Annotated in this window: 17 protein-coding genes; 12 read left to right on the forward strand and 5 right to left on the reverse strand. The window is 73.4% G+C overall.

Annotated elements, in window-relative coordinates:
• Positions 1-15: 15 nt before the first annotated feature.
• From RF647_RS05295 to RF647_RS05305, 3 genes are read left to right on the forward strand one after another with little or no spacing between them, the layout of a single operon-like run.
• Positions 16-732, forward strand: a complete 717-nt coding sequence (locus tag RF647_RS05295; protein ID WP_017834637.1) for a lipoate--protein ligase family protein — start codon at positions 16-18, stop codon at positions 730-732.
• Between the two features lie 38 nt (positions 733-770).
• On the forward strand, positions 771-1,607 hold the full coding sequence (locus RF647_RS05300) for an SOS response-associated peptidase (protein WP_368810810.1): 837 nt from the start codon (positions 771-773) through the stop codon (positions 1,605-1,607).
• The gene (locus RF647_RS05305) at positions 1,604-2,023 is read left to right on the forward strand and encodes a pyridoxamine 5'-phosphate oxidase family protein (RefSeq protein ID WP_368811120.1); all 420 of its coding nucleotides are present in this window, start codon (positions 1,604-1,606) and stop codon (positions 2,021-2,023) included. The genes RF647_RS05300 and RF647_RS05305 overlap by 4 nt, the downstream gene beginning before the upstream one ends.
• Before the next feature lie 124 nt (positions 2,024-2,147).
• Here the strand turns inward: RF647_RS05305 and RF647_RS05310 are convergent, their stop codons facing one another.
• Complete coding sequence (locus tag RF647_RS05310) at positions 2,148-2,651, reverse strand: GNAT family N-acetyltransferase (RefSeq protein ID WP_368810811.1); 504 nt, start codon at positions 2,649-2,651, stop codon at positions 2,148-2,150.
• A 300-nt stretch (positions 2,652-2,951) separates the two neighbouring features.
• Between RF647_RS05310 and RF647_RS05315 the strand changes: the two genes are divergently transcribed.
• The 4 genes from RF647_RS05315 to RF647_RS05330 all read left to right on the forward strand — a co-directional run bounded on the left by RF647_RS05315 (position 2,952) and on the right by RF647_RS05330 (position 5,265).
• The gene (locus RF647_RS05315) at positions 2,952-3,275 is read left to right on the forward strand and encodes a DUF6504 family protein (protein WP_368810812.1); all 324 of its coding nucleotides are present in this window, start codon (positions 2,952-2,954) and stop codon (positions 3,273-3,275) included.
• A gap of 80 nt (positions 3,276-3,355) precedes the next feature.
• A complete protein-coding gene (locus RF647_RS05320; RefSeq protein WP_368810813.1) occupies positions 3,356-4,195 on the forward strand; it encodes a fumarylacetoacetate hydrolase family protein in 840 nt (279 codons plus the stop codon).
• 102 nt (positions 4,196-4,297) lie between these two features.
• On the forward strand, positions 4,298-4,948 hold the full coding sequence (locus tag RF647_RS05325) for an LLM class flavin-dependent oxidoreductase (RefSeq protein WP_368810814.1): 651 nt from the start codon (positions 4,298-4,300) through the stop codon (positions 4,946-4,948).
• Positions 4,888-5,265 (forward strand): hypothetical protein, encoded by a 378-nt coding sequence (locus RF647_RS05330; protein ID WP_368810815.1) that lies wholly within the window; start codon positions 4,888-4,890, stop codon positions 5,263-5,265. Before RF647_RS05325 ends, RF647_RS05330 begins: the two co-directional genes overlap by 61 nt.
• 38 nt (positions 5,266-5,303) lie before the next feature.
• On the opposite strand, the gene RF647_RS05335 is transcribed toward RF647_RS05330, so the two are convergent.
• On the reverse strand, positions 5,304-5,876 hold the full coding sequence (locus RF647_RS05335; RefSeq protein WP_368810816.1) for an MOSC domain-containing protein: 573 nt from the start codon (positions 5,874-5,876) through the stop codon (positions 5,304-5,306).
• Between the two features lie 254 nt (positions 5,877-6,130).
• Here RF647_RS05335 and RF647_RS05340 point away from each other — a divergent pair, with 254 nt between their 5' ends.
• Positions 6,131-6,709, forward strand: a complete 579-nt coding sequence (locus RF647_RS05340; RefSeq protein ID WP_368810817.1) for a hypothetical protein — start codon at positions 6,131-6,133, stop codon at positions 6,707-6,709.
• Positions 6,710-6,784: 75 nt separating this feature from the next.
• Here RF647_RS05340 and RF647_RS05345 read toward each other — a convergent pair whose 3' ends face one another.
• A complete protein-coding gene (locus RF647_RS05345; RefSeq protein WP_368810818.1) occupies positions 6,785-7,882 on the reverse strand; it encodes a tartrate dehydrogenase in 1,098 nt (365 codons plus the stop codon).
• 127 nt (positions 7,883-8,009) lie between these two features.
• A complete protein-coding gene (locus RF647_RS05350) occupies positions 8,010-9,023 on the reverse strand; it encodes a LysR family transcriptional regulator (RefSeq protein ID WP_368810819.1) in 1,014 nt (337 codons plus the stop codon).
• Positions 9,024-9,367: 344 nt separating this feature from the next.
• Between RF647_RS05350 and dnaE the strand changes: the two genes are divergently transcribed.
• Both dnaE and RF647_RS05360 read left to right on the forward strand, forming a co-directional pair.
• Positions 9,368-12,751 carry a DNA polymerase III subunit alpha gene (gene dnaE / locus RF647_RS05355; RefSeq protein WP_368810820.1) on the forward strand — a complete coding sequence of 1,128 codons (3,384 nt, stop codon included), beginning with the start codon at positions 9,368-9,370 and terminating at the stop codon, positions 12,749-12,751.
• A gap of 184 nt (positions 12,752-12,935) precedes the next feature.
• Positions 12,936-13,925, forward strand: a complete 990-nt coding sequence (locus tag RF647_RS05360; RefSeq protein ID WP_368810821.1) for a DUF2382 domain-containing protein — start codon at positions 12,936-12,938, stop codon at positions 13,923-13,925.
• Between the two features lie 72 nt (positions 13,926-13,997).
• On the opposite strand, the gene RF647_RS05365 is transcribed toward RF647_RS05360, so the two are convergent.
• Entirely contained in the window at positions 13,998-15,188 is a 1,191-nt protein-coding gene (locus RF647_RS05365) for an MFS transporter (RefSeq protein ID WP_368810822.1), read from the reverse strand.
• 205 nt (positions 15,189-15,393) lie between these two features.
• Between RF647_RS05365 and thrS the strand changes: the two genes are divergently transcribed.
• Both thrS and RF647_RS05375 read left to right on the forward strand, forming a co-directional pair.
• Positions 15,394-17,508, forward strand: a complete 2,115-nt coding sequence (gene thrS / locus RF647_RS05370; protein WP_368810823.1) for a threonine--tRNA ligase — start codon at positions 15,394-15,396, stop codon at positions 17,506-17,508.
• Positions 17,505-18,083: an HIT domain-containing protein gene (locus tag RF647_RS05375; protein ID WP_368810824.1), complete on the forward strand. Its 579-nt coding sequence runs from the start codon at positions 17,505-17,507 to the stop codon at positions 18,081-18,083. Before thrS ends, RF647_RS05375 begins: the two co-directional genes overlap by 4 nt.
• Positions 18,084-18,103 lie beyond the last annotated feature (20 nt).

Raw genomic sequence — 18,103 nt, forward strand, 5'->3', positions numbered from 1 at the left:
TAGACTGGGGCCAGCATGAAACTTCTCCGCCAGCGCGAGTCCCTGGGCGCCCAGCAGGACTACGAGAGCGCCATGACCCTCCTCGCCGACGTGCGCCGCAGCGGGCCCGTCCTGCGCTTGTACGAACCGGCACCCACGGTCGCCTTCGGCCGCCGGGACGAGCTGCGCCCGGGCTTCCCCGACGCCGCCCGGGCCGCGCGCGAGAGCGGGTTCGAGCCCCTGGTCCGCAAGGTGGGGGGCCGCGCCGCGGCCTACCACGGCGGATGCCTGATCATCGACCACCTCGAGGCCGCCGAGGACCCCACCTCGGGCATCCAGGACCGCTACCGGCTCTTCGGCGACATGATCGTGGCCGCCCTGGAGGAGCTCGAGGTCGAGGCCGACGTCGGTGAGATCCCGGGCGAGTACTGTGCCGGCGAGCACAGCGTGCACGGGACGCACCCGGCGTCGTCGTCCACCCCGGGCCGGAAGGTGAAGCTGGCCGGGACGGCCCAGCGGGTGGTCGCGGGCGCCTGGTACTTCAGCACCGTGCTGGTGGTCGAGCAGTCCGAGCCCATCCGCTCGGTGCTCACCGACGTCTACTCGGCCCTCGACCTGGACTGGGACCCGGCCACCGCCGGGGCCGTGGACGACCTGCGTCCGGGCACTACCGTGGCCGACGTCGAGCGCGGGATCCGCAAGGTGTACGGCATGTACTCCCGGTACCTGGGGTACGGGCCGCTCACCGACTGAGCCCCGGCCGCGGGCCGGGCAGACCGAGGAGGCAGCAGATGTGCGGACGCTATGTCATCGCCAGGGCCGTGGGCGACCTCGTGGCCGCGACCGGGGCGGTCCCGGACGAGAGCCTGGGCGAGGCCGACTCCGAGCGGCTGCGGGCCAACTGGAACACCGCGCCCACCACCGACGTGCCGATCGTCTTGGAACGCCTCACCGGCGGGGACGGCCGGGACGACGACGGGGAGCTGGTGCGCGAGCTGCACGTGGCCCGCTGGGGACTGGTCCCGGGCTGGGCCAAGGACCCGGCGGTCGGGTCGAAGATGTTCAACGCCCGGTCGGAGACCGTCCTCGAGAAGCCGTCATTCCGCAAGGCGGTCCGGGCCCGCCGGTGCGCGGTCCCGGCCAACGGCTACTACGAGTGGAAGAAGGAGCCCGGCGCCGGGAAGGGCGGGCGCAAGCAGCCCTACTACGTCCACCCGGCCGATCCGGAGGAGACCATTTGGTTCGCCGGGATCTACGAGTGGTGGCGGGTGCCCGAGGGCACGGAGCTGCACTCCGCGGCCCTGCAGCCCGGCAGGGACGGCGGCGGGAGCGCCTGGCTGCTGTCCTGTTCCATCCTCACCACCGACTCCCCGGAGCCCTCCGACGAGCACCCCGTGCTCACGGAGCTGCACGGTCTGCACGACCGGATGCCGATCCCGCTGGCGCCCGAGCACGTGGGGGACTGGCTGCGCCCGGGGGAGGACGATGCCCCGCAGCTCGTGGACCTGGTCCGGGCCGAGGCGCACCGGACGGCCGCCCGCTGGGTGCTCGACCCGGTGGGCCCGGCGGTCGGCAACGTGCGCAACAACTCCCCGGAGCTCGTCGAGCCGCAGCGGAGCCTGTTCTGAGCCCCCGGGAGCCCGCGGACCGGGTCACCGCCTTCGTCCGCGCCCACGGCGGCGGGGTCGTGGCGACCAACAGCGGCGCCGGCTGCCCCGAGTCCGCGTGGATCAACCTCGCGGCCCTCGGGGACGGGCGGCTGGTCTTCGGCACGAACGAGCGCAGCCGCAAGTACACCAACCTCCTCGCCGACCCCCGGGTCTCCCTCGTGGTGGTCTCCGGGACGGGCCAGGAGTTCCAGCTCGAGGGTGAGGCCGCCGTGCTGGAGGGCTCCGCCGCGCAGGACGCCGGCGAGGTGCTGGAGGCCCGGCACCCGGGGGCCACGGGCAAGGACAGCACCCGGCTCGTGGCGGTGCGCCCCCGCTGGGCGCGGTTCGTCGACATCGCCGCCGATCCCCCCGTCCGGGAGGAGTTCTCGCTCTGAGCCGGTCACAGAAGAGGTCCGGGACCCGCATCGCGGATCCCGGACCTCTTCCACGGCCTGGTGCCGGGTCCTGTTCGTGCCGGCGTCCCCTCCGGCGTCCCCCGGTCCGGAGCGCCCGCCGGGCTCAGACGTAGTCCGTCTCGGGGACCCAGCGGTTGAAGTCGAGCGTCAGGTAGAGCGCGAGCGCCGCCGCGTTGTCCTCGGCGATCCGCAGGCTGACCTGGTCGTAGCCGTTGTCGTAGAGGGTGCCAATGGCGCAGCGCACGAGCTGCTCGGCCAGGCCCTGGCGGCGGCGGGAGGCCGCCGTGAACAGCTCGAAGATGTAGGGGACGTCGGGCAGGTCCTCACCCACCCGCCGGGCCAGCACGAGCGCCGCGGCCACCACGGTCCCGTCGTCGTCGACCACCACCGGCGAGGCCTCGGGGAGGAAGGGCCCGTACTCCCCGTCGAAGACTCCCCGGATCACCTGGCGGGCCTCCTCCAGACTGGAGACCCCGCCCTGCTCGTAGGAGGAGTAGTAGAGCTGGGCGAGGCTCTCGGCGTCCTCCGGGCCGGACGGACGCAGATTCACCGCGGGCTTCTTGGTGTTCGCCGCGGTGTGGGCGATCAGCGTGATGGTTCCGGTCATGGAAGGCCTCCGTGAGGTCGACGCCGGCTGCTCCGGCGGGGCGGACGAGGGACAGGGGACGTCCGGGCGGGCCGCGCAGGGCAGGCCCTCCGTGCATTCAGCGTATCCATTTCGCTGGGCTTGTCCATGCTTCGCCGTTCTCGATCGCAAAAGTGAACGGCCGGGTCGGAGCGGGAACTTCAAGGGAACACCTGTTCCTTTTCCGTGCTCTTCCGAGTTAGCGTGTCGTACAGGTGTTCTAGCTTCCAGGGAATAGGGCGCACCGGGGACGGGCGCCGGCCGAGGGAGAGAGGAGCCGTCGTGGGTTTCCTGACGGAGAGCGTCGACGTGGACTGCGACACGGAGGGGGTGCCGGTGGGTGTGCGCTGGCGCGGGCGGGACTACCTGGTGGCCCAGGGCCCCGTGCGCTGGTACGAGCGCCGCGCCTGGTGGTCCGAGGACGCGCGGCTGCCCAAGGACCGGGGGATCGGTGCGGTGGACCAGCAGATGTGGCGGGTCCAGGTGCAGCTGAACACCCGCTCCGAGCTGCTGACCCTCGAGCTCGTCCACACCCTCGACACCGGGCGCTGGCGGCTGCTCGCCGCCACGAGCGCCTCGGGGATCCGCGTGGTGCGCTGCGCGTAGGGCCGCCGCGGTGCACCCTCCCATTGGAGGTGCATAGGATCGTCGGTGGAGACCGCACCGCAGAACGTGAGGGAGCACCCGTGAGACTCGGCACCGTGCGACGCGACGGCACCACCCAGGCCTTCCGGCAGGAGGACGGGCGGACCGTCTACCTCCCCGTCCCCGACGTCGGGGCCCTCCTCGCCGGGGGCGACCTGCGGCTGCCGGGGGAGCCGGGCCCCGCACCGGCCCCGGAGGACCTGGCGACGCCCGTCCTGCGCCCGGGCAAGATCCTGTGCGCCGGGCTGAACTTCTACGACCACGCGGAGGAGGTCGGCCAGAAGATCCCGGAGCACCCCACGATCTTCGCGAAGTACGCCACCGCGCTCATCGGCCCCACTGACCCCATCGCCATGCCGGAGGAGTCCGAGAAGATCGACTGGGAGGCCGAGCTCACCGTGGTGATCGGCTCGCCCCTGCGCCACGCCACGCCGGACCAGGCGCGGGCCGCGATCGCCGGGTACACCATCATGAATGACATCTCGGTGCGGGACTGGCAGGGCCGGACCTCCGAGTGGTTCCAGGGCAAGAACTTCGACCGCACCACCCCGGTGGGCCCCGTGGTGGTGACCCCCGACGAGGTCGACCCCGAGGCGGGACTGGCGATCCGCTGCACCGTGGACGGCGTGCGCCACCAGGACTCCGGCACCGACCGGATGATCTTCTCCGCCGTGGAGCTGGTCGAGTACCTCAGCCGGTTCCTGACCCTCGAGCCCGGGGACCTCGTGGCCTGCGGCACCCCCGCCGGCGTGGGCCTGGCCAAGAAGCCCCGCCGGATCTGGTTGCGGGACGGCCAGGAGGTCGTCACCGAGATCGAGGGCATCGGCGAGCTGCGCAACGTCTGCACCCCCGCCGAGGACCTCCGGGTGGCGGCCGGCTGACCCGGCACCCGTTCCCACTCGGTCCCGTCGCCCTTCTCCTGCCGTCCAGATCCCACTGACTTGATCCCACTGTCCTGTTCCCGCCTTCGACCGGAGGACCCCATGGCGACGATCGGCTTCCACGCCTCCCACGAGCAGATCCCTCCCGAGCAGCTGCTGCGCGACGTCGGGCACGCCCAGCAGGCCGGCTTCGGCACCGCCATGTGCTCGGACCACCTCGAGCCGTGGTCACCGCACCAGGGCCACTCCGGGTTCGCCCTGTCCTGGCTGGGCGCCGCCCTGGCCACCACGGACCTGCCCTTCGGTTTCGTGCACGCCCCGGGCCGGCGCTACCACCCCGTGGTCACCGCCCAGGCCACGGCCACCCTCGCCCGCATGTTCCCCGGCCGGATCTGGACCGCCCTGGGCAGCGGGCAGAAGCTCAACGAGCGGGCCGTCACCCCGGACTGGCCGGCCAAGGAGCACCGGCAACGGTTCCTCGAGGGCAGCTTCGACGCCGTCCGCCGGCTGCACGCGGGCGAGGAGGTGTCCTGCCGCGAGCCGTTCCACGCCGACCGCGCCCGGGTCTGGGACCCGCCGGAGGTCTTGCCCGCCCTGCGCGTGGCCGCGCTCACCCCGGCGACGGTCCGCCGCTTCGCCCCCTGGCCGACGGTTTCATCACCGTCCAGCAGCCCCTCGAGGACCTGCGCCGGATGCTCGAGACCTGGCGCGAGGCCGGCGGCACCGGGCGGACCGCGCTGCAGGTGCACCTGAGCTGGGCGCCCTCCCCGGAGCAGGCCCGCGCGATCGCCCTCGACCAGTGGCGCACCAACGTCTTCGACCCCGTGACCATGGCCGAGCTCGCTTCGCCCCAGGACTACCTGCGCAAGGCGGTCCAGGAGGACGTGGGGGACGAGCAGATCGCCGGGGCGGTCAACGTCTCCGCCGACCTCGGCCGGCACGCCCAGTGGCTGCACGAGTACGCCGACCTCGGCTTCGACGAGATCTACCTCCACCACGTGGGGCAGGAGCAGGGCCACTTCCTCGACGCCTTCGGCGAGACGGTGCTGCCCCAGCTGGCGCAGGCCTGACCCGGCGCGGGCCCGGGCGCCGGTCCCGGGTGCGCGGGCTACGGCAGCCGGGACGGGCGCCGCAGCACGGCCGCGCCGGCCAGCTCCGGCTCGAGCGGGACCGGGCTGTGCAGCACGGCCGGTCCGCGGTGCAGGTCGCCGCTGGACAGCGGCCGGCAGCGCAGGCCCCCTCGCCCCCGCATGGCGGCGTGCGCTCCCGGAGCCAGGACCCGGTCCATCCAGGCGCAGGGGTGGGCCGGGCGCCCGCCCCGCAGTCGCACGAGCGCGCCCCGGGACTCCAGCGCGAACTCCTCGCCCAGCAGCGGGGCCAGGTGGGCGCCCCGGAGGACCACGTTGCGCCGGGTCAGGAGCGGGTCGAAGGGGTCCGTGTCCAGGTCCGCGGCCATGGCCTCGAGCGCCTCGACGGCGAGCAGGGTGACGGCGGCGTCCATGTGCGCGGCCTTGCCGAAGAACCGGTCGCCCACCACGCCCTTGCCGGCCACCAGCTCCACCCGCTCGGCGTCGGTGGTGGGGACGTCCGCCGCGCCGTCCCGGGCGCGGCCGAAGTAGGCGTGCGCCGGGGACACGAGCAGGTGCAGGACCTCCACGTCGTACCGATAGGTCGCCGTCATGTCCCACACCCCTCCGTCGTCGCGGCCCCCGGTCCGGCGCCGCCTCGCTGCCGCCGGACCTCAGCATAGGCAGGGCCGATGACACCGGGGGCGCTGGGCCGCGCCGCCCGCTCCTTCCTGCACCCGGGGAGCGCCCCGCGAACCTGTCCCCTTTACGGATGCACACCTGGTGTCCCGGGGTGCGCGAGGGCAAGAATGGCAGCGACGGAGGACAGCCGCGGGGCACCGTGGTCCGGACCGGGGAGGGAGGGTGCATGTCTGCCAGACGCTCCGCCGGGGGACGACGGTACCGGCTGGCCGGGCCTGCCGGGTCGGCCGTGGTCGTCCTCGTCGTGGTCCAACTCCTCCTCCGGGGCGTGGTCTCCGTGGCGCAGCTCGCCCTCGGAGCGGCGGCACTCGTCGTCGTCGCGCTGGTGCTCGGTCAGCGGTTCGTCGTCCCCTGGCTGGCGCGCCGGTCCCCGAACCGGCCGCGCATCACCACGACCCGGGCGTGGACGTGCCCGATGCCTCCGGAGGAGGCCCTCGAGCGGATCCGCACGGCGTTCGAGGACCTCGGCCCGGCGGTCCGCTCCGAGGAGTGCTGCGTGGAGGTGTCGGTGGGCTCGGACGTCACCTTCCGCCGGCGCGGGACGGCCTCCGAGTTCGGGTGGCGGGCCCTGCCCTTGCGGGCCACCTTCCGGGTGGCCCCCCGCGGCGGTGGGTCCGAGGTCGCCGCCGACGTGCGGGACGACCTCGGCTGGTACCCCGAGGCGCCCGGCAGGCTCGTGGAGGACGAGATCGACCGCCGCAGCGCCTCCCTGATCGAGCGGGCGATCTGCGCCACGGGACGCTGACCGCCGCGCCCGGCGCGGTGCCGGCCGGTCCCCGGAGGTGTCCCGGGTGGGGCGGGGCCGGAGGGACGGGAAGCCTCAGGCGGAGGTCAGGGAGGCGGCCAGGGCGTCGACGACGGCCCGCGTGATCTCGGCGGTGTCGGCGGTGCCGCCGATGTCACGGGTGAGGTGCCCGGCGGCGGTGGTGGCCCCGATCGCGGCCTCCACCCGGCGGGCCTCGGTGTGCAGCCCGAAGTGGTCCAGCATCAGGGCGGCGCTGGCGATCGCCCCGATCGGGTTGCAGATGCCCTGGCCGGCGATGTCCGGGGCGGTGCCGTGGACGGGCTCGAACATCGAGGGGAACCGGCGCTCCGGGTTGAGGTTCGCACTGGCGGCCAGGCCGAGGCTGCCGGCCAGGGCGGAGCCGAGGTCGGAGAGGATGTCGGCGTTGAGGTTGGAGGCCACCACCACGGAGAGCTCCTCGGGGTGCAGGACGAACTTGGCGCTCATCGCGTCCACCAGCACCGACTCCGTCTGCACGTCGGGGTAGTCCTTCGCCACGCGGGCGAAGACCTCGTCCCACAGCACCATGCCGTGCTGCTGGGCGTTGGACTTGGTCACACTGGAGACCTTCTGCACCGTGCGGGTGCGGGCGAGGTCGAAGGCGAAGCGGATGATGCGCTCGCAGCCCTTCTCGGTGAACAGGGAGGACTGGACGGCGACCTCGTTGCCGGGACCCCGGCCGGCGAGGTTCCGCCCGCCGAGCCCGGCGTACTCGCCCTCGCTGTTCTCTCGGACCACGACCCAGTCCAGCTCGGTGTCGTCGGCCTTGCGCAGCGGGGAGACCACACCCGGGAGGAACTTCACGGGGCGGATGTTGGCCCACTGGTCGAAGTTCTGGGTGATGTTCAGCCGCAGCCCCCACAGGCTGACATGGTCGGGGACGTTCTCCCACCCCACGGCGCCGAAGTAGATCGCGTCGAAGTTCTTGAGCTCCTCCAGCCCGTTGGGGTCCATCATGACCCCGTGCTGGGCGTAGTACTCACTGCCCCAGGGGAACTCGGTCCAGTCGAAGGAGAACGCCCCGTTCGACCGGGCGGCGAGGGCGTCCAGGACCGTGCGGCCGGCGGCAACGACCTCCTGGCCCACTCCGTCGGCGGGGATCGAGGCGATCGTGAAGACCTGGTGCTCGGCCATGGGGTGCTCTCCTTCTCGGGTGCTCTGGTCGTGGTGTCCGCAACGCAGTGCGGCACCGGGTTCCAGTAGAGCGCCTCGAGCACCATGAGGTCCAAGACCGGAATCCCATCCCGCAGAGAGGAATTCCCTATGACACGATCCGCGGCACGTCCTGCGGCGCCGCCCCCTCCGGCCGGCCCGCCCCCTCCGGCCGGCCCGCCCCCTCGGCCCGGCCCGGCGCCGTTCCCTCCGGTGCCCGGGGGCGGCCCGCGGCGTGCCGGGCCGCGTGCTCGGCGGCGACCGCCAGGAACGCGCGGGCGGCCGGGGTCAGGTGCGCCGGGCGGCTGAGCACGGCCACGTGCAGCACGGTGACCGGTTCGATCCGCAGCACCCGCAGCCCTGCGGCGCGCGCCAGCGGGGTCCAGGAAGAGGGCAGCACCGCGTGCCCGACCCCGGCCAGCACCAGCGGGAGGACCGAGGTGCGGTGGGCGACCTCGGCGGCGATCTCGACCGGCACCCCGCCGGCCAGGGCGTCGTCGACCAGCCGCCGCATCAGCGAGCCCCGCTGGGAGACGACCACCCGGTGCCCGGCCAGGCCCTCCCGGCGGATGGCGTCCCCGTCACCGAAGGTGTCCGCCTGCGCTGCCACGATCAGCACCAGGGGCTGCTGCTCCAGGTGCATCACCTCGACCGCCGCGGAGCGGAACGGGTGCTCCGAGCCCAGGACGCCGATCTCCGCGCTGCCGGTGCGCACCGCGTCGGCCACCTCCTCGGGGGTGAAGGCCGCGTCCACGCTGACCGTCACGGCCAGGTGGGCCCGCGCGTAGGCGGCGATCATCGACGTGAGCGGTTCGACGCCGGGGGAGGGCATGGCGACCACGTCCAGGCGGCCGCTGCGCACCCCGCGCAGGTCGTCGACGGCGGACCGGGCGGCCTCCAGGTCCCGGACCACCACCCGGGCCGGGCCCACGAGCTCCTGGCCGGCCTCGCTGAGCACCACCCGCCGCCCGATCCGGTGGAACAGCGGCACCCCCAGTTCCCGCTCGAGGCCCTTGACGGTCTGGGACAGGGAGGGCTGGGCGATGAGCAGCTGCTCCGCAGCCCGGGTGAAGCCGCCGTGGTCCACCACGGCCAGGAAGTACGTGAGCTGCCGGACGTCCATCGTCGTCTCCTCCTGCGTCCGTGCGGCGGGGCGTGCGGGCCCGGCGCCCCGTCCTGCCGGGGGCCTCGTCCGTGCGGCCACGACCCGCCCCGGGGGTGCGGGCCCATCGGTCCTGCCCGTGGGTGCAGGAAACAACATGCCACAGAAGTGCCGCATCCCCCGTCGCGGAACGAGGGCGTCCCCGTGCGCGGCGCCCCTGCGGGCCGTGGGTGGATCGTGCCCCGCCCGGGCCCGGCGTCCTCCTGGACCAGCGTGCGCCGCGACGGCCGCCCAGGATCCGGAGTTCTCGCGGCCCCGGCGGTTTGCAATTGACTTAAGATTCGAACACGTATTCGAATGGGGGCGTGAGCTTTCCGCACCTGCACGTCGCCACCGCCTTCAGCGCCCACTTCGGGGTCAGCCGGCCTGCCGTCTTGGCGGCCGCCGCCGCGGCGGACGGCGCGGACGCGCTCGCCTGCACCGACCGGGACGGGCTCTACGGCGCGATCAAGCACCTGGGCGCGTGCCGGGAGCACGGCATCGACCCGGTCCTGGGGGTCGACCTCGCCCTGCTGGACCCCGGCCGCGAGCGCGCCCTCGGCCGCGTGGTGGTCCTGGCGGCCGGTGGCACCGCCGGTGCGGGCTACGCCGCCCTGTGCCGGCTCGTCTCCACCGCCCACGCCGCAGCGGGCCCGCCCGGGGTGACCGCCGCCGAGATCGCGGCCGCCGCACGCTCGCCCCGGCACGGGGAGCCGGTTCTGACCGTCCTGCTCGGGCCCGCCTCCGACGTCGGGCAGGAGCTCGCGGCCCGCCGCTACCGCACCGGGCGCGCCGCCCTGGCCCGGTGGCGGGCCCTGCTCCCCGCACCGGCGCTCGCCGTGGAGGTGGTCTCGCACCTCGCCGCCCCCGGCACGGCGTGCAGCACCTCCCACGCGGCCCGGATGCTGCGCGCTGCCCTCGAGGCGGGGCTGACCCCCGTGCTGACCAACGCGGTGCGCTACGCCACTCCCGCCGAGGCCGCCACCGCCGATGTCCTCGACGCCGCCCGCGCCCTCACCCCCCTCGAGACCCTCGGGGCGCGTGCCGGCCACGCCCCCGGCGGCAGGGGCGCCGGGCGGACCGGGACGTCCCGGCGGACGGCGGCGCCGGAGCCGCTGCAGCCCAACGGCCAGGGCTGGCTCAAGTCCGACCGGCAGATGCGCGCGCTCGCCGCGGAGATCGCCCGGGCCGCGGACCTCGGTGCCGCCGGGACCGCGGCCCTGCTGGCGGGCACCCAGCGGGTGGCCGACCGGTGCCGGCTGGACCCGGTCGCCGACTGCGGCTGGGGGCGGCCGGTGGTGCCCGAGGCCTCCGTGCTGGGCCTGGACCGGCCGGCGCCCGCGGAGCTGCGGGCCCGGTGCGAGACGGGCTTGGGCCGCCGCTACCCGGGCCGCCGCGCGAGGCGGGCCGTGCGGGACCGGCTGGAGCAGGAGCTGGGGGTGATCGAGGACCTCGGCTTCGCCTCCTACTTCCTCACCGTGGCCGAGGTCTCCGCGATGATCGGGCAGATGGGGGTCCGCCACGCCGCCCGCGGCTCGGGGGTGTCCTCGCTCGTCAACTATCTGCTCGACGTCTCCCAGGTGGACCCGCTCGAGCACGAGCTGCTCTTCGAGCGCTTCCTCTCCAACGACCGCTCGACCCTCCCGGACATCGACATCGACGTCGAGTCGGCCGAGCGCCACCGCGTCTACCGGCGGATCTTCGAGCGCTTCGGCCCCGAACGGGTGAGCCTCATGAGCATGCAGAACGCCTACCGGGCCCGCGGCGCCGTCCGGGACGCCGGGCTGGCGCTCGGCATCGACCCCGAGACCGTGGACGGTGCCGCCAAGCAGCTGTGGCACCTGCCGGCCTCGGCGCTGCGGGAGACCATCGCCCGCCAGCCGGAGCTGCGGGACTTCGCCGAGCAGGTGGCCCAGGAGAAGCAGCTCGACCTCCTCGTGGACCTCACCGAGCGCCTGGACCGGCTGCCCCGGCACATCTCCATGCACCCGTGCGGGGTGATCCTGGGGGACCTGAGCCTCCTGGACCGCACCCCGGTGCAGTCCAGCGGGACGGGGATGCCCATGAGCCAGTTCGACAAGCACGACATGGACCCCATGGGCATGCTCAAGCTCGACATCCTCGGCGTGCGGATGCAGTCGGCGCTCGCCCACGCCGTCGACGAGGTGGCCCGCACCCACCCGGACCGGCCCCGCCTGGACCTCGAGGCGATCCCCGTGGACGACGCGAGGACGTTCGAGCTCATCCGCTCGACCCACACCCTGGGGTGCTTCCAGATCGAGTCCCCCGGCCAGCGCGAGCTCATCGGCAAGATGGCGCCCACGAGCTTCCGCGACCTCATCGTGGACATCTCCCTGTTCCGTCCCGGGCCGATGCACTCGGACATGGTGCGCCCCTACTTGGAGCACCGCCACGGCTGGTCCGCGCCCGTCTCGATCCACCCGTCCCTCGACCCGATCCTCGCCGAAACCCACGGCGTGACCGTCTTCCACGAGCAGGTCCTGCGCATCCTCGACACCTTCACCGGGTGCGGTCTCGCCCGGGCCGACGAGCTGCGCCGCCGGCTGGGCTCCGAGCGCCAGCTCGAGGTGGAGGAGTTCTTCCGCGAGCGGGCCCGGGCGCGGGACTACCCCCTGGACGTGGTGGACCGGGTCTGGGAGACCCTGGCGGCGTTCGGCTCGTTCGGCTTCTGCAAGGCCCACGGCGCGGCGTTCGCGGTGCCCACCTACCAGTCCGCGTGGCTGAAGGCCCACCACCCGGAGGCGTTCCTCGCGGGGCTGTGGGAGCACGATCCCGGGATGTACCCCAAGCGCCTGCTCGTGGGGGAGGCGCGGCGGATGGGCATCCCCGTCCTGCCCGTGGACGTCAACCGCTCCGACGAGCACTACCGCGTGGAACGGCTCGACGACGACCCCGCCCGCCTGGGCGTGCGCCTGGCCCTCACCGGGATCCACGGGGTCTCCCGGGCCGAGGTCCGCCGGATCGCGGCGGGGCAGCCCTACGCCTCGCTCGCCGAGCTGCGGCAGCGGGCCCGTCCGGCCCGGCGCACCCTCGAGCGCCTCGCCGCCGTGGGGGCCTTCGACGGCCTGCTGCGCCGCTCTGGTGGTCCCGCTTCCCGCGCCGACCTGGTGCACGCCCTGCGGACCCGGGCGGACAGCGGCCGGCCCGCCCGGCCGGACGGGGAGGTCGAGGGGCAACTGGCCCTCCCGCTCGGGGACCTCGAGCTGCGCGCCCTGCCCGCGGAGCGCCCCGAGCCCACCCTGGCGGAGAAGGTCCGCACCGAGCTGGACCTGCTCGCGGTGGACGTCTCGGCGCACCTGCTGGAGAGCTGGGCGCCCCTGCTCGGCGAGCTCGGGGTCACGCCCGCGGAGCGGTTGCTGGAGCTGCGCAACCGCTCCGAGGTGCTCGTGGCGGGAGTGCGGGTCTCGACCATGACCCCGCCCATGCGCAGCGGCCGGCGGGTGGTCTTCGTCAGTCTCGACGACGGCACGGGCGCGGTGGACTGCGCCTTCTTCTCCGACGCCCAGACCCGCTCGGGGCAGCACCTGTTCGGCACGCGGATGCTGCTGGTGCGGGGCCGGACGCGGCGCACCGGGCCCCGGGGGATCAGCATCAGCGCCGAGCAGGCCTGGGACCTCGCCGACCCCGGAACCCCGGCCGCAGTGCGCGCCGCGGCCCCGCTGAGCCTCCGGGGGGCGGGGGCAGGATGAGCCGGGAAACCGCCCGGATCCAGGGGTTTCACTCTCGGTGAAGCCATTGGCCAGCGAACTGATTGCCAGTATGGTTACTAATAACAGCGGACGAGCTGCACCCGCCTCCCCGGGCGGAGATCGTCCGCGGCGAGCCCCCCGTCCAGGGGAGCCCGTTGCCTCGCAGAATAGAGAAGGAGTTCTCATGGCTACGTACGACGTGAACGCACTGCTGTCCGCCACCGCCTACGGGTCGGACGGCGACAAGATCGGCAAGGTCGAGCAGGTCTTCCTGGACGACAACACCGAAGAGGTCACCTTCGTGACCGTCAACACCGGTCTGTTCGGCACCAAGGAGAGCTTCGTCCCCGCCGACGGCGCCCAGCAGGACGGCGACCGCCTCGTCCTTCCCTACACCAAGGACGTCGTCAAGGACGCCCCGAACGTGGACGCGGACCAGCACCTCTCCCCGGCCGAGGAGGAGGAGATCTACCGCTACTACAAGATGAACTACTCCGGCAACGGCGCCGACGACCGCGACCGCACCGACCGTGACCGCACCGACGGCGTTGCCGGCACCGCTGGTGCCGCCGGGACCGCCGGCGCTGCAGGTCTCGCCGACCGCGACGACCGCTACGCCGCGGACACCGATCGCAACGCCGTCCCGGCGACCGGCACTGCCGGCTACCCCGAGAACGACGGGTACGCCGACCGCAACAGCACGGCGGGCATTGCCGACGTCGACCGTGACCGCACCGCCGGGCTCGCCGACACCGACCGCGACCGCACCGACCGTGTCGACAACGGCGTGGTCCGCCACGAGGAGCAGCTGCACGTCGGCAAGGAGCGTCAGGAGACCGGCCGTGCCCGTCTGCGCAAGTACGTGGTCACGGAGAACGAGTCCGTGGACGTGCCCCTCGAGCGCGAAGAGGTCCGTGTCGAGCGCACCCCGCTGAGCGGCACCGAGGCCACCGCCGGCACCATCGGCGAGGAGGACGTCGAGGTGACCCTCCACGAGGAGCGCCCCGTCGTCGCCAAGGAGACCGTGGGCGTCGAGAAGGTCGGCCTGGAGAAGGACACCGTCCGCGACACCGAGCGCGTCGACGCCGAGGTCCGCAAGGAGCAGGTCGAGGTCGAGACCGACGCCGAGCGCGGCACCGGCCTGACCGACGACGATCGCCGCGACCGCATCTGATCGCACCCGATCGATTCCGGGCCCCCGTCACCGTTCTGGTGACGGGGGCCCCGTCGTCGTGCCGGACGCGGTTCACCCCGCTGCCCGCCGGGCCCGCGTGCCGGGCACGGCCGCGTAGTAGACCAGGCCCAGCGCGACCACCGCCGCGGCCGCCACGTACATCCCCCGGTAGCCGAGCGCGGGGACCAGGGCACCCATGAGCATCGGGCCCAGCGCGACTCCCACGTCCATGCACAGGAAGTAGGTCGACGTGGACAGCCCCACGCGGGTGAGCGGGGCCGAACGGATCGCGGCGGCCTGGGCCGCCGAGAGCACCGCCCCGTAGCCCACGCCCAGCACCGTGCCCGAGGCGAGCACGAGGAACGGCGAGTCCGCGGCCGCGAGCAGCAGCAACGCCACCACGAAGAGCAGCAACGACGGGTACAGCACCGCGTTGTCCCCGCGCCGGTCCTGCAGCCGGCCCGCGAACGGGCGGCTCACCAGGACGGTGACGGCGTAGGCCACGAAGTACGCGCCCGCGGGGCCCACGAGGTCCGCCTGCACGGCGAACGGGTTGAGGAAGGACAGGACCGCCGAGTACCCCACGCCCACGAAGAGCATGAGCGCCGAGACGGGCAGGGCCCGCGCCTCCACGAACTGCCCCACGGAGAAGGAGCGCAGCCCCGCACGCTGCTCGGCGGAGAGGCTGAGCTCGGGGACCCGGGTGACGGCTCCCACGGCGAGGCCCAGCAGGGCGACCGCCGTGCACACCCCGAAGAGCGTGTCGTAGCCCACCGCCGTGGACAGGCTCAGTCCCGCCAGGGGGCCCAGCGCGGCGGCCAGGGTGGTGGAGAGCATGAAGTACCCGGTGCCCTCGCCCCGCCGGTGCGCGGGGATGAGGGCCTGGACGGACGCGGGCAGCACGGTGGTGGCCATGCCGAAGCCCGCGCCGTTGAGCACCCGCACCACCAGCAGGCCCCAGAAGCCGGTGTCGAGCAGGTAGGCGGCGGCGCACAGCGCCAGCAGCACGAGGGCGGCGAGCAGCACGCGCCGGCGCCCGAGCAGCTCCATGTACTTGCCGGTGAGCAGCCGCGCCAGGACCGCCCCGACGATGAAGGCGCTCGTGGCCACCCCGGCCAGCGCCTCGTCCGTGCCGAAGCGCTCCATGGCGTAGAGCGCCATGACGGTCATCAGCAGGTAGAAGTTCATGGAGATGAGGAACTGGCCCGCCCACATCAGCACGAAGCCGGCGGTCCACAGCCGGTGCGGCGGGGGAGAGGGCACCTCCCCTCCCGGTGCGGGCGGGTCGGGCGGTCCGGGAACGTCTGCGGGCATCGGTTGGCCTCACCTCCGCCGGCCATCATCTCACCGCCGCGGCCCCCACCGGCCGACAGGTACCATCGATGCAGTGCGCGCCGCCCGCCGGTGCCGCTGCCACGCGCCCCCCGTACCGGTGCGTGCCGATCCCGACCCGAGGAGCACCTTCCCCATGACCACCGTGCCCGAGCACCAGTCCGAGTCCGCCCCCCTCACCATCACCGTCGACGGCGAGCAGCGCACGGTGGGGACCGGGACGTCCGCCGCGGACCTGTACCGCGAGGACCGCTCCGTGGTGGTGGCCCGGGTCAACGGCGTGCTCAAGGACCTCGCCACCGGGCTGGCCGATGGGGACGCCGTGGAGCGGGTGCTGATCTCCGAGCCGGAGGGCCTCGAGGTGCTCCGCCACTCCGCCGCCCACGTCATGGCCCAGGCCGTGCAGCAGCTGCACGAGGACGCCAAGCTCGGCATCGGCCCGTACATCACCGACGGATTCTACTTCGACTTCGACGTCGAGCAGGCGTTCACGCCCGAGGACCTCAAGGCCATCGAGAAGCGGATGCAGCGGATCGTGAACTCCACCCAGTCCTTCCGCCGCCGTGCGGTGAGCGAGGAGGAGGCCCGCGCCGAGATGGCCGACGAGCCGTACAAGCTCGAGCTCATCGGCCTGTCCCAGGGCCCCGGCTCCGGCGCGGACGTGGACGCCGCCGCGGAGGGCGCCTCCGTGGAGGTCGCCGCCGGCGAGCTGACGATCTACGACAACGTGGACCGCAAGACCGGGGAGACGGTCTGGAAGGACCTGTGCCGCGGCCCGCACCTGCCGGACACCAAGCTGATCGGCAACGGCTACGCCCTGATGCGCTCGGCCGCCGCCTACTGGCGCGGTTCCGAGAAGAACAAGCAGCTCCAGCGCATCTACGGCACCGCGTGGCCGTCCAAGGAGGACCTCACCGCGTACAAGAACCGCCTCGCCGAGGCGGAGCGGCGCGACCACCGCCGGCTCGGCTCGGAGATGGACCTGTTCTCCTTCCCCGACGAGCTCGGCTCCGGCCTGCCGGTGTTCCACCCCCGGGGCGGGATCATCCGCAAGACCATGGAGGACTACTCCCGGGAGCGGCACACGGAGGCCGGCTACGAGTTCGTCTACACCCCGCACATCACCAAGGGCCACCTCTACGAGGTCTCCGGCCACCTCGACTGGTACCGCGAGGGCATGTTCCCCGCGATGCACGTTGACGAGGAGCGGGACCCGCAGACCGGGGAGCTGACCAAGCAGGGCCAGGACTACTACCTGAAGCCCATGAACTGCCCGATGCACAACCTCATCTTCCGCTCCCGGGGCCGCTCCTACCGGGAGCTGCCGCTGCGCCTGTTCGAGTTCGGGCAGGTCTACCGGTACGAGAAGTCCGGCGTGGTGCACGGCCTGACCCGGGTGCGGGGCATGACCCAGGACGACGCCCACATCTACTGCACCCGGGAGCAGATGAAGGCGGAGCTGACCACCACGCTCGGCTTCGTGCTGGACCTGCTCAAGGACTACGGGCTGGACGACTTCTACCTCGAGCTCTCCACCAAGGACCCCGAGAAGTTCGTGGGCTCGGACGAGCTCTGGGAGGAGGCCACGAACACCCTCGCCGAGGTCGCGGCCGAGTCCGGGTTGGACCTGGTCCCGGACGCCGGCGGCGCCGCGTTCTACGGCCCAAAGATCTCGGTGCAGGCCAAGGACGCGATCGGGCGGACCTGGCAGATGTCCACCATCCAGCTCGACTTCAACCTGCCGGAGCGCTTCGACCTCGAGTACCAGGCCGCCGACGGCACCCGGCAGCGGCCCGTGATGATCCACCGTGCCCTGTTCGGCTCCGTGGAGCGGTTCATGGGGGTGCTGGTGGAGCACTACGCCGGGGCGTTCCCGGCGTGGCTGGCCCCCGTCCAGGTCGTGGCGATCCCGGTGGCCGAGGCCTTCAACGACTACCTGCAGGGCGTGGTGGACACGCTGCGGGCCCGCGGCGTGCGCGTGGAGCTCGACGCCGGCTCGGACCGGTTCCCCAAGAAGATCCGCACCGCCTCCAAGGAGAAGGTCCCGTTCGTGCTCATCGCGGGCGGGGAGGACGCCGAGGCGAACGCCGTGTCCTTCCGCTTCCGCGACGGCTCGCAGGACAACGGCGTCCCGGTCGGCGAGGCCGTGGAGCGGATCGTGGCGCACGTCCAGCGTCGCATCAACGAGGAGCCGACGGCCGCCGCCGAGGACCCCCGTGCCGCCGCGGAGACGGCCGGGGTGGGGCAGTGACCGGTACGGCGCCCGACGCCGGGCCCCCGCACCACTGGATCCGCCAGGACGAGTTCGAGATCCCCGGGGTGCCCGACAGCTTCCAGCGGCTGTGGACCCCGCACCGGCTCGCCTACGTGCGCGGCGAGGACCCGTCCGTGCGGGAGGACCCCGGGTGCCCCTTCTGCAACGGCCCGCAGCGCGCGGACGAGGAGTCGCTGATCGTCCACCGCGGCGAGCACTGCTTCGTGATCCTCAACCTGTTCCCGTACAACCCCGGTCACCTCATGGTCTGCCCGTACCGGCACGTGGCCGATCTGACGGAGCTCGAGCCGGCGGAGCTGCGGGAGCTGACGGACCTGACCCGCACCGCGGTCGCCACGATCCGCAGCGTCGCGTCCCCGCACGCCTTCAACGTGGGCATCAACCTGGGGGCCGCGGCCGGCGGCTCCCTCTCGGGGCACCTGCACCAGCACGTGGTGCCGCGCTGGAACGGGGACGCCAACTTCATGCCCGTCCTCGCCGGCACCAAGGCCATCATGCAGACCCTCGGGGACACCCGCCAGGACATCGCCGACGCCTGGCCCGCGGCCTGATCCGCGTCGTCGTCACACCC

This window comes from Kocuria sp. CPCC 205263, from assembly GCF_040981075.1.
In the GTDB taxonomy this organism is placed as follows: domain Bacteria; phylum Actinomycetota; class Actinomycetes; order Actinomycetales; family Micrococcaceae; genus Kocuria; species Kocuria rosea.